Consider the following 15,803-nt stretch of genomic DNA (forward strand, 5'->3'; position numbering starts at 1 on the left):
CCTACCGGCCGGCGTCGAGCAGGGCCGCGGCCGTGAACAGCTCCACGCCCACCGTGATCGCGGACTCGTCCACGTCGAAGTCACCCTGGTGGAGGTCGCGGACCGTGCGCTCGCCCGGGGTGCGGACGCCGAGGCGGGCCATGGCGCCGGGGACCTGCTCCAGGTACCAGGAGAAGTCCTCGCCGCCGAGGCTCTGGTCGGTGCCCTCGACCGAGGCGGCGCCGCGGCGCGCGGTCATGGCGTCGGCGAGGAGTTCGGTGACGCCGGGCTCGTTGACGACGGGCGGCACGCCACGGACGTAGTTGATCTCGGACTTGGCGCGATGCAGGTTGGCCACCTCGTCGATCGCCGCGTGGACGATGTCGGGGGCGTCACGCCACGCCACCATGTCCAGGCACCGCACGGTCCCGGAGAGCTCGGCGTGCTGCGGGATGACGTTCGGGGCGTGCCCGGACTCGATACGTCCCCACGTCACCGCCACGCCGCTGCGGGTGTCCACGCGGCGGGCGACCAGCGCCGGCACGTCGGTGACCACGCGGGCGACGGCGGTGACCAGGTCGGTCGTCAGGTGCGGCCGGGCGGTGTGGCCGCCCGGGCCGTCCAGGGCGATCTCCAGCCGGTCGCAGGCGGACGTGATCGGGCCCTCGCGCAGGCCGATCGTCCCGGCGTCCACCCGGGGGTCGCAGTGCACGGCGATGATCCGCTTCACCCCGTCGAGCACCCCGCAGTCGATGGCCTCGGCGGCACCGCCGGGCAGCACCTCCTCGGCGGGCTGGAAGACCAGCCGCACGGGCTGCGGCAGCAGTCCCTGCCGGTGCAGGTCGGCGAGGATCAGCCCGGTGCCCAGGACGACGGAGGTGTGCACGTCGTGGCCGCAGGCGTGCGCCCGGTCGGGGACGGTCGAGCGGTACGGGCACTCGGTCTTGGCGTCCGGGATGGGCAGGGCGTCGATGTCTGCCCGCATGGCGAGCATCTCGGGCCCGCCGCGCCACTGATCCCCTTCCACGCCGATGTCACAGACGAGCCCGGTGCCGGCGGCGAGTACGCGCGGACGGAGGCCGGCCTTCTCCAGCCGGGCCTTGATCGCGGCGGTCGTACGGAACTCCTGGTTGCCGAGCTCCGGGTGCATGTGCAAGTCGCGTCGGAACGCGACGAGTTCGGCACGCAGCGGCTCGGGGAGCGTGCCGGGAAGGGCGACTCCCGCCGCTCCGGCGGCTCCGAGGAGGTCGGCGTCGGACTCCAGTGACATCAGTTGCTTCACCCTCTGAAGGGTAGGACGCCCGGACGGCCAACTGACCCGAGATCAACAAAACTTCAGCCCGTTAGGGGAAGAAAACCTGGCCGTCGAGCGCATAGGTATCGGTTCGGGTGGGTAAACTCGCCCGATTTCCTCCCGTCGGGCAGATCACGGGTACCACCACTCCTCCACGCATACCACGCCCGGCCCCACCCGCGCGCTTCCGTTCACCTGACGGAACCCCCACGGCATACGCCCGCGCGGTAGCTTGCGCGACCGTGACGATCCGGACACGGCCTTCCTGGAGGCCACCCGTACCTCGTACGACGCCATCGCCGCCGACTACGCGTCCGCCTTCCCCGACGCGATGGGCGGCCTCCCCTTCGACCGGGCCCTGATCAGCGCGTTCGCGGAGCCGGCCCGGGCCCACTCCCCCGCCCCGGTGGCCGGCCTCGGCTCCGGGCCCGGGCATGTCACCGCGCTGGTGCACGGCCTCGGCGTTCCGGTGTTCGGCGTGGACCTGTCACCCGGAATGGTGGCGCTGGCCCGGCGCGCGTACCCCGCGCTGCGCTTCCACGTGGGCACGATGACCCGTCTGGACCTGCCGGACGCGTTCGCCGAGTTCCACCGCGTCCTGCGCCCCGGCGCCCCCGTGCTGCTGACCTTCCAGGTGGCCGACGGGCAGGACCGCCTCCACCTGACGGAGCGCTTCGGGCACGAGATCGCCCTGGACTATCACTGGCGTACGCCCGAAAAGGTGGCGCGGCTGCTCGGCGAGGCCGGGCTGGAAGTGTACGCCCGTGCCCTGCGCGAACGGACGAGGACGAGCGGTATCCCAGGGCGTTCCTGCTGGTCCGCAAGCCGCGCTAGGTCCGCCGCGGGCGCTCCGCAGGCCCTAGACGGCCTGCACCGCGGACAGACGGTGCACGTCCCGCGCCGTCCCCGTCACGCCGTCCAGGAAGCCCTGGGCGCGGGGTGAGGCCGTCCGGGTGAGCCAGTCGGGGTCGATGTCGCAGACGGCGACGCGGACCTCGGTGCCGGCCAGCGCCAGCGGCAGGGTGTGCACCACCGTGGACGGGAAGCTGAGGATGGTGCCGCCCACCGGGCCGCGCCGGGCGATGAGCTCCAGCGGGAGGTCGGGGCGGACCACCTCCAGACCGGTCTCCACCGCCAGCCGGTGGAGCTTCTCGACGCTCTCGCGGCGGTGGGCGAAGTAGCGGCGGGCCCCGTGCGCCTTGGCGAGGGAGCTCACCGCCTCCAGATAGCGGTCGGCGTCCACGACGCCGGTCTCCACCAGCGACGTGCCGACCATGTCCGCGCCCTTGGTGATGCGCGGCGGGCCGAAGCGGGCACGGGTCCAGGCGAAGTCGTTCGCGGTGACCGTGACACCGTCCGGCGTCTGTTCGATGGGCATCGAGGAGAACACCTCGACCCGGCGGTCCCCGCCCGGCGTCAGGCGACGCCGGGCCGAGGACGACACCGGGGCGAAGAGCAGATCACGCGGGCCGGGGCGGGCGCCCCGGCGGTGCCAGCGCACCAGGCGTTCGCCGCGGGCGAGCTGGGTGACGAACTCCATCGTCGCCGTCCCGTCGTCCACGACCACGAGCTCGCTCGCCCGGGTGATGGTGAGCAGCAGCTGCACGTAGCGCGAGAACGGATCGCCCATCACGATCCGGTCCGCGCGGCGCAGCACTCCCATGAGCCCGCCGATCGTCTGGAAGGGTGCGGACGCGCCGCCGCGCGCCTCCTCCCAGCGGACCTCGTAGCCCTCCTCGCGCGCCAGTTCCGCCATCCGCCGCAGCTGGCCGCGGGTCATCGGATCGACGGGCGAGAGGACGACAAGGGTGAGCCCCGCGCCGGGCGTGTGGACATGCGCCCACTCCAGCACGTTCAGGAGCTGTACCGGACTCTCGACGAAGGCGAGAGTGCGAGGGCCGGCATTCCCGGCGCGGGGGCTCATCGGCGTACGACCGTCCCGTGATCAGGCGTTGTGGGAGTTGTGGGGCTGACGTGGATGTCAGACCTGGACGGGCTCGCCGGCCGCGGCGGCGATCTCCGCCTCGGCGACGACGCCCTGGACGCGGCGCAGCTTCTTCATCGGGCCGAGCTCCGACTCGTAGACCTGCTTGACGCCGTCACCGAGGGAGGCCTCGATGGTGCGGATGTCGCGCACGAGGCGCTGCAGGCCCTGCGGCTCGACGGAGGCGGCCTGGTCCGAGCCCCACATGGCGCGGTCGAGGGTGATGTGACGCTCGACGAAGGTGGCGCCGAGGGCGACGGCGGCCAGCGTGGTCTGCAGGCCGGTCTCGTGGCCGGAGTAGCCGATCGGGACGTTCGGGTACTCCTTCTCCAGCGTGTTGATCACGCGGAGGTTGAGCTCCTCGGCCTTCGCCGGGTAGGTCGAGGTGGCGTGGCAGAGCAGGATGTTGTCACTGCCCAGGACCTCGACGGCGTGGCGGATCTGCCTCGGCGTCGACATGCCGGTGGAGAGGATGACCGAACGCCCGGTGGCGCGCAGGGCCTTCAGCAGCTCGTCGTCGGTGAGGGACGCGGACGCGACCTTGTGGGCCGGGACGTCGAACTTCTCCAGGAAGGCGACGGCCTCGGTGTCCCACGGGGAGGCGAACCAGTCGATGTTCTTCGACTTGCAGTACTCGTCGATCTTGCGGTAGTCGTCCTCACCGAACTCCACGCGGTGGCGGTAGTCGATGTAGGTCATCCGGCCCCAGGGGGTGTCGCGCTCGATGTCCCACTGGTCGCGCGGGGTGCAGATCTCCGGGGTGCGCTTCTGGAACTTGACCGCGTCGCAGCCCGCCTCGGCGGCCACGTCGATGAGCTTGAAGGCGTTCTCCAGGTCACCGTTGTGGTTGATACCGATCTCGCCGCAGATGTAGACGGGCTTGCCGGGGCCGACCTCGCGGGAACCGAAGGTACGGAGGCGGGAGTTGGTGCTCATGGCAGGAACTTTCCTTACTTGGTGGAGGGGTCGAGAGAGTCGAGAGAGGGACCGAGGATCCAGCCGGCGATCTCTCGGATCGCGCCGACACCACCGGGGACGGTGGTGACCGCGCGTGCGGCGCCGCGTACGACGTCGTGGGCGCTCGCGACCGCGACGGGCCAGCCGACGAGGGCGAAGCACGGGAGGTCGTTGACGTCGTTGCCGACGTAGAGCACGCGCTCCGGCGCGATGCCCTGCTCCTCGCACCACTGCTTCAGCGCGAGGTCCTTCCGGTCGACGCCGTGCAGCACCGGGATCTTCAGCTTCCGGGCCCGGGCGGCGACGACCGGGTTCTGCTCCGTGGACAGGATCAGCATCTTCATACCGCTGCGCCGCAGGGCCGCGATGCCGAGACCGTCACCGCGGTGCACGGAGACGAACTCCCGTCCATCGGCGTCGATCAGCACCCTGTCGTCGGTCTGGGTGCCGTCGAAGTCGAGTACGACCGCGTCGATGTCGGCGGCGGTCGGAAGGGCGCCTGGCCGGTCCGCGTCGAAGAGCGGGGCCAGGGCGCGGGCGCGCGCGAGGTCGTGCGGGTCGTCGACCTCCAGCACGCGGGCGGGGTCGGTGCGCACCAGCTCGGTGCGGCCGAAGAAGCGGTGCTTGTGCTCGCGGAAGCCGGCCGCGTCCATCGCGTAGGCGGCGCCGGTCTCCAGCAGGTCCTGGGGGCGGTCCTGGCGGCGCGGGCGGAAGGACTTGTCGTGGTTGACGCCGTAGCCGCCGCCGGTGCTGCGGGAGTCGGCCGCGGTGACCACGTCGTCGGCGGCCGCCTCGGCGTCCGCGTCCCGCCAGATGAAGCCGTGGAATGGCGCGACGGTGACCGCGGTGTCGGCGCCGTTCTCGACGACCGCGCCGGCCACCCCGTCGATGTCCTCGCGGATGAGGAACGGGCTGGTGCACTGCACGAGCAGCACCGCGTCGACCGGGGAGCCGTGCAGCGCCTCGTGGGCGTCCATGGCGTGCAGGACAGCGGCCTCCGAGGTGGCGGTGTCACCGGCGATGGCGGCGGGACGCAGCACGACCTCGGCGCCGGCCGAGCGGGCGGCGGCGGCGATGGCCTGGTCGTCGGTGGAGACGACGACGTCGGTCACGAGACGGGAGGCCCGGCACTCGCGCACCGCGCGTGCCACCAGCGGTACGCCGCCGACCGGGGCGAGGTTCTTCGCGGGCACGCCCTTGGAGCCGCCGCGCGCGGGGATCACCGCGAGCACACGGCGCACCGTCGCGCCTTGGCCCGCTTCCGGGTTGGACATGGGAACTACTCCTTGACCAGGGTTGATGCGGCTCACAGCTCCCCCATCCGCCGGATGACGGGCGCGACCCGCTGGACGCCGTGCCGGTAGGCACCTCGTGCGGCGCGACGCACTATCTGGCGCACCGGACCGGGCTCCTTGTCGTGCGCGGGGGCGCCGGGCAGCGGGGTGCCGTCGGGACCGAGGTGGTGCCGGGCGAGGATGCCGGGCAGATAGCCGGGGGCGGTCACCGGCGTGTAGTACGGCGTCAGGGGCGCCAGTCCGCCGGGCTGCCGGAGCAGCTTGGCGATCCGCTCCCGGGCCGCGTCGAAGGCGGTCTCGTACGAACCTCCCCCAAAGGGGGGACCCCCAGCGGCGACGCCCTGCCGGGCAACCCAGTCGGCGTCCGGCGTGGGCCGGTGCCCGGCGTCGAGCTGGTCCCAGGAGGCGAGGCAGCCGGAGCCGACGAAGTGGTGGTTGCCCAGCACCTCACGGACACCGAGGTCGGAGAGGACGACGGTGGGGATCCGGCGGTGCAGCGACTCCAGCGCGGCCGTCGAGCTGACCGTGACGAGCAGGTCCGTGCGGTCCAGGACCTCGCCCATGTTGCCGTAGACGAGCTGGAAGTTGGGCGGCAGTTCGCCGAGCCTCTGCGCGAGCTTCTGGTACGGCAGTTCCTCGATGTGGGTGGTGTGCTCGCCGGGCCTGGAGCGCAGCTTGAGCAGCACCTCGCGCTCGGGGTGCAGCCGCGCGTGCTGGACCAGGCGGTTCAGCAGGTAGGTGCGGTCCCTGCGGTTCTCGGGGACCGACGGCTGGGCGGCGAAGACGACCGTGTAAGGGTCGTGTTCCCCCGTGTACTTGGCGCCGCCCAGGAACGGCAGTGCGACCTCGGTGACCGCGGTGGAGTCGGCGCCGACCCCGTCGTACACCTCACGGAAGCGCTCGGCGTCCTGGCGGGAGTTGGCGAGGACGAGATCCGCGCCGTGCCGCAGCAGCAGGCCGTCGGCGAGCTTCTCGTAGACGACGCCGACGTAGCCGGTGACGACGACGGGCCGCTTCTCGCGGTCCTCCCAGACCCGCCGCAGGCCGTGCAGCATCGCCTGGACACCGCCGCCGACCAGGGAGAGGACCAGCACGTCGTACGACTCCCGCGCCATGGTGCGCAGAAACTCGACGGCCGTCACCTCTGTGAGGGAATCGGCGCGCACGCCCACTTCCGCGAGCTGGCGGGGCGTGGGGGTGGCCCGGCCGCGCAGCAGAAATCCGTCCAGGGCGGGGGCGACTTGCGTCCCGCCTTGAGATCCGGCTTCCATGGACGGGCCCGGAGCGATACGGCTCGCCGTCAGCGCACCCCATTTCCAGCGGGTGTCCGAGTCGGCGAGTACTGCGATCCGCGTGGGCTTCGTTGTACTTGGTGGCACGTCCTAGACGCTAGGAAGCAATTCCGAGTTACTGGCCAACCACGCCTCAACGAAAAGTTAACAGCAACCCACCGAGAGCCGAACTGGCTCGCCGAAGCCCAGGAAGTACACGGGATGCACCGTTCCGACACATCGAGTTCACCCTCCGTACCCTCACCGGAAAGTTCCGCAGCGGGGCCGCCTCCTAGGATTTCGCAGGTGCCAAAGCTTTCCGTGATCGTGCCGTTCTACAACGTGCAGCAATACGCCCCGGACAACCTGAGAAGCCTTCGCGCGAACGCCCGGCAGGACTTCGAGTTCATCTTGGTCGACGACAAATCGAAGGACGAGACGCCGGCCATTCTCGAACGTGCGGCCGAAGAGCTCTCCGCGGTCGCCCAGGTGCGCTATATCCGCAGAGAGGAAAACGGAGGGCTGGCCACCGCCCGGAACTCGGGCCTCGATGTCGCGACCGGCGAATACATCACCTTCCTGGACGGTGACGACTGGCTGGCCCCCGGTTACTGCAGCGAGCTGGTCGCGGCCATCGAGCGGCTGGGCTGCGACTTCGTCCGCACCGACCACGTCCAGGCCACCCACCGTGCCCGCACCGTGCACCGCGTCCCCGTAGGGCTCCGGGACGAGGTCATGAACCCTCGTGACGCCATCCTGCCCGCCGACCGCACGACCTCCGTCGACTACGCCTACGCCTGGGCCGGTGCCTTCCACCGCCGGCTGTTGGACAAGGGTGTCCTGCACTTCACCGACGGGCTGCGCACGGCCGAGGACCGGCCGTGGATCTGGAAGCTGCACCGCGAGGCGGAGTCCTTCGCCGTGGTGAGCCTGCTCGGCGTGTTCTACCGGCGCGGTGTCGCCGGCTCCCTCACGCAGATCGGTGACGTCCGTCAGCTCGACTTCATCCGCGCCTTCGACCAGGTGATCGAGGAGACGGCGGCCGACCGGGACGCCGAGCGGCTGCTGCCCAAGGCCGTGCGCACCTACTGCGCGATCATCGCCCACCACCTCTCGGAGATCGACAAGTTCGAACCGTCCGTGGCCAAGCAGCTGCGGGTCATGAGCGCGGCGGCCATAAAGCGCATGCCGCAGGACGCCCTCGGCGACGTACTCGACACCATGGACCTGCGGCGCGCCTCCAAGCTGCGGCGGCTGCGGCGCCGGATCACCACAGCGAAGGCGGCTGCCTGATGTCCCGTACCACCCAGATCTTCTGCGTCTCCACGCTGTACGGCGCGGCGACGCTCGCCGCCGCGATCGAGTCCGACTGCTTCGAGGAACCCGACCGGCGCGTGCTGCTGGTCTTCAACAACTCGGCGACTCCGGAAACCACACCGGCCGTCGACGAGATGCCGGGTTTCAGCGCGCTGCGCGACCACTTCGACGACGTCCTGTCGTTCAACGAGGCGATCCGCCCGTTCCACCCCGGCGCCTGGCAGCCGCGCCCCGACGACATGCCGCTGTTCGAGCGCTATCTGCGGCTGCTGTGGGGGCTGGGCGACGACCGGGTCGAGCTGGTCGTGGAGTCCATCCAGGTCAACCCGGCGCTCGCGCTCGCGCAGATCTTCACCGGCGCCCCGGTCCATGTCTACGCCGACGGCCTGATGAGCTACGGCCCCACCCGCAACAAGCTCGACCCGCTGGTCGGCACGCGCGTCCGGCGCCTGCTGCACCTGGATCTCGTGCCCGGTCTCACCCCGCTGCTGCTGACCGAGTTCGACGTGCCGGCGCAACTGGTGCCGACGGACGCGTTCCTCAAGGTCATGAGCGGCCTCACCGGCGTCGCCGGGGACCTGCCCGACCTGCCGGACAACGCCGCGCTGCTGCTCGGCCAGTACCTGTCCGCGCTGAACATCCTCTCCCCCGCCGAGGAGGAGGACCTCCATGTGCGGATGCTGCGCGGGGCGGTGCGGCGCGGGCACCGGGCGATCGTGTTCAAGCCGCACCCCACCGCGCCGGCCCGCTACAGCCGCGCCCTGGAGGCGGAGGCCGGGAAGCTGGGCGTCGAGCTCACGGTGCTGGACACCCCCGTCCTGGCCGAGGTGCTGTTCGCCAAGGCGCGGCCCGCGCTGGTCGTCGGCTGCTTCTCGACCGCGCTGTTCACCGCGTCCGCGTTCTACGACCTGCCGGTCGCCCGTATCGGCACCGAGCCGCTGCTGGACCGGCTGACGCCGTACCAGAACAGCAACCGGCTGCCGGTCACCCTGGCGGACGCGCTGCTGCCCGACCTGGAGAACCGCAAGAGCGAGGAGCCGGTCGCGGACGAACTGCTCACCGGGCTGGTCACCGCGGTCGGCTTCACCATGCAGCCGCAGATCCAGTCGCGCCTGCGGCCCGCCACGGAGCGGTTCCTCTCCCAGCACCTCGGCCCGCGCACCCAGCGCTACTTCAAGAAGCGCCGGCTCACCTCGCAGGGCCTGCCCGGCGGCATCCCCGAGCGGCTGTCCTTCCTGCCCCGCAACTCCGCGGCACGCCGGGTGGTGCGCCGGGCGCGGGCGTTGAAGAAGGCCGTGAAGCGGTAAATGAAGAGGGCGTGAACAGGGCACGAAATCCGCGGGAACCGAAAAGCGGATATCCGGTGCGCGGCTTTCCTCGATCCCCGATCGAGGAAAGCCGCGGCCGCCGTTGACCAGCGATTACTCGGATTTCCCTACTTAATACTTCCCAAACCTTCAAATAGTGATGATCTCAGGCCTACGATCGCGCCCATGCGTATCTCCCAGGTCGAAGCCGCCAACGCCCGGATGCTGGCCCACGCCCCGTCCGTCCGGCCCGTCGCCACCAGCGACATCATCCGCACGCACCGCAAGAAGCACCCGTACCGGGGTCTTGCGGAGATCGAATCGCCGTACTGTCCGCCGTTCGTGATGTTCTGCGTGAACGACGACGCGGTCGCCCTGGACACCTTGTGGAACGGAAGATTCGGCTACGAGCCCGGCAGCCTCTCCACCTGGGCACGGCTGGCCGCGAAGAGCACGACGATAGCCGACGTCGGCGCGCACGTCGGCTACTTCTCCATGATCGCCGCACTCACCAATCCCCAGGCGAAGGTGCACGCCTTCGAGCCGGTGGACCAGGTGCACGCGCGGCTCGCGGTGAACATCCGGCTCAACAACGTCCAGAACGTGCGCCGTCACCAGGCGGGCGTCTCCAGCGAACCGGGCTGGGCCGACATCAGCGTCCGCTTCTCCGGGAACCTGCTGTCGACGGGCTCGTCCCTGGAGCACGCGGCCGGTGACGCCGAGATGAAGCGAATCCAGCTGGTCACGCTGGACGAGGTGTTCGCCGACACCAAGCTCGACCTGATCAAGATCGATGTCGAGGGCCATGAGATGTCGGTGCTGGAAGGTGCCCGCCAGGTACTGAAGCGGGACCGGCCCACCGTGATGCTGGAGGCGCTGGTGGGCGCCCCGCTGGACCCGCTGCTCGCCGAGTTCGGCCCGCTCGGCTACGAGGCCCACTGGGTCGCCGAGGAGGAGGACACCCTCATCCCGGCGGACCGCGCCCGGCCTGGCGGCACACGCAACCTGCTGTTCATGCCCCGCCGTTAGGACGAGAACACGAAGGACGCTCCCGCAGCTGGTGGCTCCGGGAGCGTCTTCGGTCGTGGGGCCGGTGGATCAGCCGCCCAGGATGGTCCGCAGTTCCGCCGCGTTGGCCTGGGTGATCTTCCACAGCTCCTGCTGACGGCCGTGCACGTCGGCCACCGTCCTGGCGTGGTCGGCGAGCAGGTCGCGGGAGCGTTCGACGAGCACCTCGGCGAGGTTGCGGTCGTGCACGGAGACACCCCACTCGGGGCGCTCGATGTCGCGCAGGAAGTACGCCATCTTCGGGTGCGAGATCAGGCTGATGATGGGCGTGCCGCAGCCGAACGGGATCATGCCCGCGTGGCCGCGCATGCCGATGACCAGCCGGGTGCGCGCGTACAGCTCGCGGATCTCGTCGTTCTCGAAGTCGTACATCGGGATGACGGGCAGCGACACGCCGTGTTCACGGCGCAGGTCGAAGGCGATCCGCTCGTCGTCGAGCGAGTGCGCCACGCACTGCACCTCACCGAGGTCGCCCAGCTCGCGCACGGCCTTGGCCATCTGCGCGAGGAAGTAGCCGTAGTCGTGGCCGAAGCGCAGCGTGGCACGGTCGTAGGCGGCGTTGATGAGGATGGTGTCGTCGCGCTTCACCGGGTCCTGCCAGTCCGCGACGAGCTGGCGCGTGACCGTGGTCGGGCAGGGCTGGAAGCGCACCTTGTCGTGCAGGTGCGCCGGGAGCATGGCCCGGACCTTCTCGATCGAGCCGTGGTTGCGCAGTCCGAAGAAGGCGGACTTCTCCACGAGCAGCCGCAGCGACTCGCGGAAGCGCTGGGCGCGGTAGCTCTGCCCGTCGAAGGCGTTGAAGCCGACGGCGTACACCGCGATGGGCACGTCGATGCGCTCCAGCAGTTCGTCGGGGACGTTCCACTGCCAGGCACTGTTGCCGTTCGGCATGGTGTCCGGGATGAACAGGCCACCGCCGCCGATGACCATGCCGCGGCGGGCGTTGACGCGCTCCAGGGCCGCCTCGTCGAACAGGCGGTGGGCGTGCACCGAGTGCCAGCGGCGGTTGGTGGTGTCCGCGTCGAAGGCGAGGCGCACGCTCTCCGGGAGCAGCTTGTCGCCCGCGTTGCCCTGCCGGTCCATGTAGAACGCGACGTGCGCGAGCTGCTCGGCGGCGCTGCCGGACTGCTGGGCGGGCATGCCGATGGTGCGCTGGTGCCAGATGCGGCTGGCCCGGTGCGTCGGGTCGACGGTCAGACCCTGGACGGCGTGCTTGTGCGCGGCGGCGTCCTCGCCGTGCACCCAGGAGATCAGGGCGAGCCGGGCGAAGGCGGTGGCGGCGCGGTTGGGTGCGGCGGTGGCCAGCAGCAGCTGGGCCTTGGCCTCGTCGTAGCGGGAGACGGCCAGCAGGGCGTGCCCGTAGACCTCGTGCGGCCAGGCCTCGTCGACGGGGATGTGGACCCGCTCCATGATGTCGACGGCGGCCTGGTAGTCGCCGGCGCCGATGTGGGCGAGGGCGACCCGGCGGGCGGTGTCGACGTCACCGGTGCGCTCGACGTACGGGGTGCCGAAGTGCACCAGCAGGTCGCGGTGCGTGGTGCCGCCCGCGGCCACGTACGCCGCGTGCAGCTCGGCGTCCGTCATGTCGAACTCGCGCCAGCGCTCCTGCGCCTTGTCGTAGCCCGACTCGCCGCCCTGCCACGGCTTGTGCCGGCCGGTGAAGTGCAGGATCGCGGTGTCCTCGGGGACCGCGAGGTCACCAGAGAGCCGCCGCTTGACGAAGTTGTACTTCGGGTCGAGGCGGACGAAGCCGCCGTCCAGCACCGCGTTGAGGATGCCCTGGTCGTGCTTGTCGAGCTCGTAGGCACCGGTGCGGCCGACGTGGTCGATCCTCGCGTAGAACTCGTCGCTCAGGTATTCCTTCTGAATGACGAGCAGACCGCTGTTGAGCTTGTGCTGGCCGTAGAAGAACTGAGGTACGGCGGCGAGGCCCTCGCGCAGCGACAGCAGCTCCGAGAGCGACCCGAGGACCACCATGTCGGTGTCCAGGGTGATGACGGTGTCGTAGTCCCGGATCTTGAAGACGTCGAGGATGAAGTAGGCCTTGCGGACCAGGTAGTTGTCCTGGTCGCCCTTGGCGTAGGAGTCGTAGTGCTCGGCGTCGACGCGACGGAAGCTGACCCGCGGGTGCAGGGCGCGGATGCTGGCGACGGAGGACGGCTTGAGGTCGTCGTGCAGGACGATGAAGTCCTCGCACACACCCGGGTTGGACAGCGCGAGCGAGCGCAGCAGGGCCAGGAAGCCGGGCAGGTAGTTCTCGTCGACGAAGCTGGCGAAGGCGATCCGGCGTTTGCCGGTCAGCGCGCTGGCGTCGGTGCCCGGGGCCGCGGTGCGAGGCTCGGCGGGGGCTATGTGGGTCGCGGTCATCGCAGGGAGATCCTCATGCCGGAGACGCTCTGGGCCCGTTCCATGACCCACGCCTTCTCGCTGGTGTATTCGTGAACGGACGTGATGGGCATCTTCATCGCCGCGTCGATGCGGTACGCACCGCTCTCGTAGAAGTCGAAGCCGATCAGGTCGATGGCGGTGCTGACGTCGAGGAAGTCGAGCAGCCACAGCATGTTGAAGCCGGACGTCGGGATCGACGACCACTTGTCCGTGCCCCACTTGCCGATGTTGCGCACGGGCCAGCGCAGCGACTCGTCGCCGAGGTACTTCTGCGCTCCCGGCACGAGGCGGTTGCGCAGCGAGTACTTCCAGTCGCCGGAGATCCCGCCGAAGACCAGCCGCGTGTCGACCTGCTGGTCCCAGTTGAAGCCGTGCTTGTGGATGGTGACGTGGATGTCGGTCCGCTTGCCGGTGTTCGCCGCGTCGATCTTGTACGAGTTGAAGCGCACGACCAGGTCGTAGGCGTCGATCTCGGTGCCCTTGCCGCTCTCGCCGACCTTGCCGGAGTTGGCGATCAGGGCGATGGACTTGCCGGCGATCCGGTTGCGGAACTCACCGAGGCTGATCCACTGCAGGTTGCCGAAGGTCGGGTCGTCCAGCGGGCCGCGCATGCGGTTGCGCCGCTGCTCGGCGAAGAGGCCGATCGCCTCGATCAGCTCAGGGCTGGGGCGGTGCTGGACGCCGGTGCTCAGGTCCAGGTAGTGGCTGAGCGCCTCCTGGAACTCCTGTTCGGGCGCTTCCGTACGGTCGAGCGCGACCAGCGCGCCCACCAGCTGTGCCTGGGCCCGCTCCCAGTCCCCCGCGTGGTGCGCCGCGAGCCCCTCGGCCCACACGTCGGTCGCCGGGCCCGCGGCGTACGCGGAGGCGTCCGGGACGGTGCGCTTGAGCAGGGTGAGCAGCTCACCGCGCTTCTCCTGGGCGGTACGCAGGCCGGCGACCTTGGCCCGGACGCCGAAGCCGTCCTCCTGGGTGAGGCTCAGGTAGCGCTCGAAGGCGTCGACGGCGGCGGACGGGCGGCCCATGGCCTCCAGCAGCCGGCCGCGCAGCCGCCAGCCGGCGCGGGAGTTCTTGCGCTGCGACAGCGCCGTGTCGGTGATGAGCAGGGACAGGTTCAGCTCGTCGTCGTAGCCGCAGTCGAGCGCCTTGTTACCGACGGCGAGGAGCGCGTCGAGCAGTTCGTTGCTCAGGTTGGCGCCCCCGACGGCCTTCGCGCCACGCCGGATCATGTTGCCCGCGCCCCCGGACGCCGACTGGGGCTGCTCCTGGGCGGCCCACAGGGCGAGCAGCTCACGCAGCTTCTCGGCCAGCGCGATCCGCCGGGAGTCGAGGCTGCCCACGAGCTTGCCACTGTGCACCGCGCAGGCGCGCAGGCAGTCCTCCAGCTCCACCGGAGTGACCTGGGCCGTCGGCGGACCGGCGTCGGTGCTCGCCGATGCCGTGTCCCCTGTTCGGGAACGTGACCATCTGCTGCGAACCGTCATGGTGCTCCTGCTCTGGATGTGACGAAGCAGGCAAGGATCTGCCTCGGTAAACGTGGTGGGTTGGAGAACACTAAGAAACCAATACGACGAAAAGGTGAACCGATAGGGGCCGGTGGGCAAATCGTGTTTCCGTCGAACGGAATTCCGTCAACCGACGTCCTAGGGTGGCGGGCGGCGTCGCAGGACGTTGACACGCATCTCCGGGGTTATGACGGTTGCGGGCGCTTTGGGCAGGATGGCGCGCATGCAGGCCCACGGACAGACGAGGTAGCCGAGGTATTCCAGCGTGACCGAGACGGTCGTCAGTACAGCCAAGCCCCCCACCGCCACCGCCGCGACGCCCGCGCAGCCGCGAGAGGTCAGCGGCGTCCGGCCGCGGCCCAGAACGACGGGGGGCCGGCTGCGCGCCCTGGACGGGCTGCGACTGCTGGCCGCGCTGATGGTGGCGCTGTACCACTACGGCGGCCGGGGCGGTGAGGTCACCCACGCCTGGGGATCCTCGCCCAAGGTCCAGTTCCCGACACTGCACTCCTGGTTCGCCTACGGCTGCCTCGGCGTCCAGATCTTCTTCGTGATCAGCGGCTTCGTCATCTGCATGAGCGGCTGGGGCCGGCCCCTGCGCTCCTTCTTCGCCTCCCGGGTCGCCCGCCTGATGCCCTCCTACTGGGTGGCCGTCGTCCTGGTGACGGCCGTGTTCGCGCTGCCGGGCGTGGCCTACGCGGCGGTGTCACCCAGCGAGGCGCTGGTGAACCTGACCTTGCTTCAGCAGCCACTCGGCGCGGACCGCGTGCTCGGCGTGTGCTGGACGCTGTGGGTGGAGATCCGCTTCTACGCGCTGTTCGCCGTGTGCATCGTGCTGCCGGGGGCCAACCGGCAGCGGGTGGTCATGCTGTGCGCCGCGTGGACGCTGCTCGCGGCGATCACGCAGGCCGCCGAGCAGCCGTTCCTCGATCTGATCGTGATGCCGGAGTACGCGCCGTTCTTCATCGGCGGCATGGGCATCTACCTGCTGCACCGCAACCGGCGGGACGTCACCGCGTGGGGCATCGTGGCGGTGAGCTGGCTGACCGGGCAGCACCAGGCGGTGTCCCACCTGTGGCACAGCCCCCAGCCGGACCAGTTCTCCTACCGCTCCGCCTCGGTGATCGTCCTGATCGTCACGTTCGGCTTCGTCGCGGTGCTCGCGGTGGCGCTGGGCTGGCTGAACTGGGCCGACTGGCGCTGGCTGACGGTCGCGGGGGCGCTGACGTACCCCTTCTACCTGGTCCACGAGCACCTGGGGTGGCCCGTCATCGAGGTGCTGCACCAGGACTTCGGGCTCGCCTCGTGGATGACGATGGCCGGGACGCTGACGACGATGCTGGTACTGGCGTGGCTGTTCAACCGGTATGTGGAGAAGTGGTCGACACCGTTGCTGCGGCGGTCGCTGACGCAGGTGCGGGAATCCTCCAAGGCGTGACGC

Annotated in this window: 12 protein-coding genes; 5 read left to right on the top strand and 7 right to left on the bottom strand. The window is 70.2% G+C overall.

Translation table 11 applies throughout. The features are described from left to right. Position 1 precedes the first annotated feature (1 nt). Positions 2-1,249 (bottom strand): amidohydrolase, encoded by a 1,248-nt coding sequence (locus tag AB0O67_RS13430; protein ID WP_365449441.1) that lies wholly within the window; start codon positions 1,247-1,249, stop codon positions 2-4. Positions 1,250-1,505: 256 nt separating this feature from the next. On the opposite strand from AB0O67_RS13430, the gene AB0O67_RS13435 reads away from it, so the two are divergent. Then, on the top strand, positions 1,506-2,216 hold the full coding sequence (locus tag AB0O67_RS13435) for a class I SAM-dependent methyltransferase (RefSeq protein ID WP_365449372.1): 711 nt from the start codon (positions 1,506-1,508) through the stop codon (positions 2,214-2,216). Here AB0O67_RS13435 and AB0O67_RS13440 read toward each other — a convergent pair. The 4 genes from AB0O67_RS13440 to AB0O67_RS13455 are packed head-to-tail and all read right to left on the bottom strand — an operon-like array spanning position 2,133 to position 6,888. After that, positions 2,133-3,197 (bottom strand): hypothetical protein, encoded by a 1,065-nt coding sequence (locus AB0O67_RS13440; protein WP_365449374.1) that lies wholly within the window; start codon positions 3,195-3,197, stop codon positions 2,133-2,135. The two genes, AB0O67_RS13435 and AB0O67_RS13440, sit on opposite strands and share 84 nt — an antisense overlap. Positions 3,198-3,254: 57 nt before the next feature. Beyond that, a complete protein-coding gene (locus tag AB0O67_RS13445) occupies positions 3,255-4,193 on the bottom strand; it encodes an N-acetylneuraminate synthase family protein (protein ID WP_365449376.1) in 939 nt (312 codons plus the stop codon). 14 nt (positions 4,194-4,207) lie between these two features. Next, positions 4,208-5,488, bottom strand: coding sequence for an N-acylneuraminate cytidylyltransferase (locus AB0O67_RS13450; RefSeq protein WP_365449378.1), 1,281 nt, complete (start codon positions 5,486-5,488; stop codon positions 4,208-4,210). Between the two features lie 32 nt (positions 5,489-5,520). Next, entirely contained in the window at positions 5,521-6,888 is a 1,368-nt protein-coding gene (locus AB0O67_RS13455; protein ID WP_365449380.1) for a DUF6716 putative glycosyltransferase, read from the bottom strand. Between the two features lie 198 nt (positions 6,889-7,086). On the opposite strand from AB0O67_RS13455, the gene AB0O67_RS13460 reads away from it, so the two are divergent. The 3 genes from AB0O67_RS13460 (at position 7,087) to AB0O67_RS13470 (ending at position 10,433) form a co-directional block, all read left to right on the top strand. Continuing rightward, the gene (locus AB0O67_RS13460; protein ID WP_365449382.1) at positions 7,087-8,073 is read left to right on the top strand and encodes a glycosyltransferase family 2 protein; all 987 of its coding nucleotides are present in this window, start codon (positions 7,087-7,089) and stop codon (positions 8,071-8,073) included. Further along, a complete protein-coding gene (locus tag AB0O67_RS13465; RefSeq protein WP_365449384.1) occupies positions 8,073-9,404 on the top strand; it encodes an alpha-2,8-polysialyltransferase family protein in 1,332 nt (443 codons plus the stop codon). Before AB0O67_RS13460 ends, AB0O67_RS13465 begins: the two co-directional genes overlap by 1 nt. 186 nt (positions 9,405-9,590) lie before the next feature. Continuing rightward, positions 9,591-10,433 (top strand): FkbM family methyltransferase, encoded by an 843-nt coding sequence (locus AB0O67_RS13470; protein ID WP_365449386.1) that lies wholly within the window; start codon positions 9,591-9,593, stop codon positions 10,431-10,433. Between the two features lie 69 nt (positions 10,434-10,502). Here the strand turns inward: AB0O67_RS13470 and AB0O67_RS13475 are convergent, their stop codons facing one another. After that, a complete protein-coding gene (locus tag AB0O67_RS13475) occupies positions 10,503-12,839 on the bottom strand; it encodes a glycosyltransferase (RefSeq protein WP_365449388.1) in 2,337 nt (778 codons plus the stop codon). Continuing rightward, positions 12,836-14,341: a glycosyltransferase family 29 protein gene (locus tag AB0O67_RS13480; protein WP_365449390.1), complete on the bottom strand. Its 1,506-nt coding sequence runs from the start codon at positions 14,339-14,341 to the stop codon at positions 12,836-12,838. The genes AB0O67_RS13475 and AB0O67_RS13480 overlap by 4 nt, the downstream gene beginning before the upstream one ends. A 286-nt stretch (positions 14,342-14,627) precedes the next feature. On the opposite strand from AB0O67_RS13480, the gene AB0O67_RS13485 reads away from it, so the two are divergent. Beyond that, on the top strand, positions 14,628-15,800 hold the full coding sequence (locus AB0O67_RS13485; RefSeq protein ID WP_365449392.1) for an acyltransferase: 1,173 nt from the start codon (positions 14,628-14,630) through the stop codon (positions 15,798-15,800). The last annotated feature ends 3 nt before the right edge of the window (positions 15,801-15,803 follow it).

Source organism: Streptomyces sp. NPDC086077, from assembly GCF_040686175.1.
Taxonomy (GTDB): Bacteria; Actinomycetota; Actinomycetes; order Streptomycetales; family Streptomycetaceae; genus Streptomyces.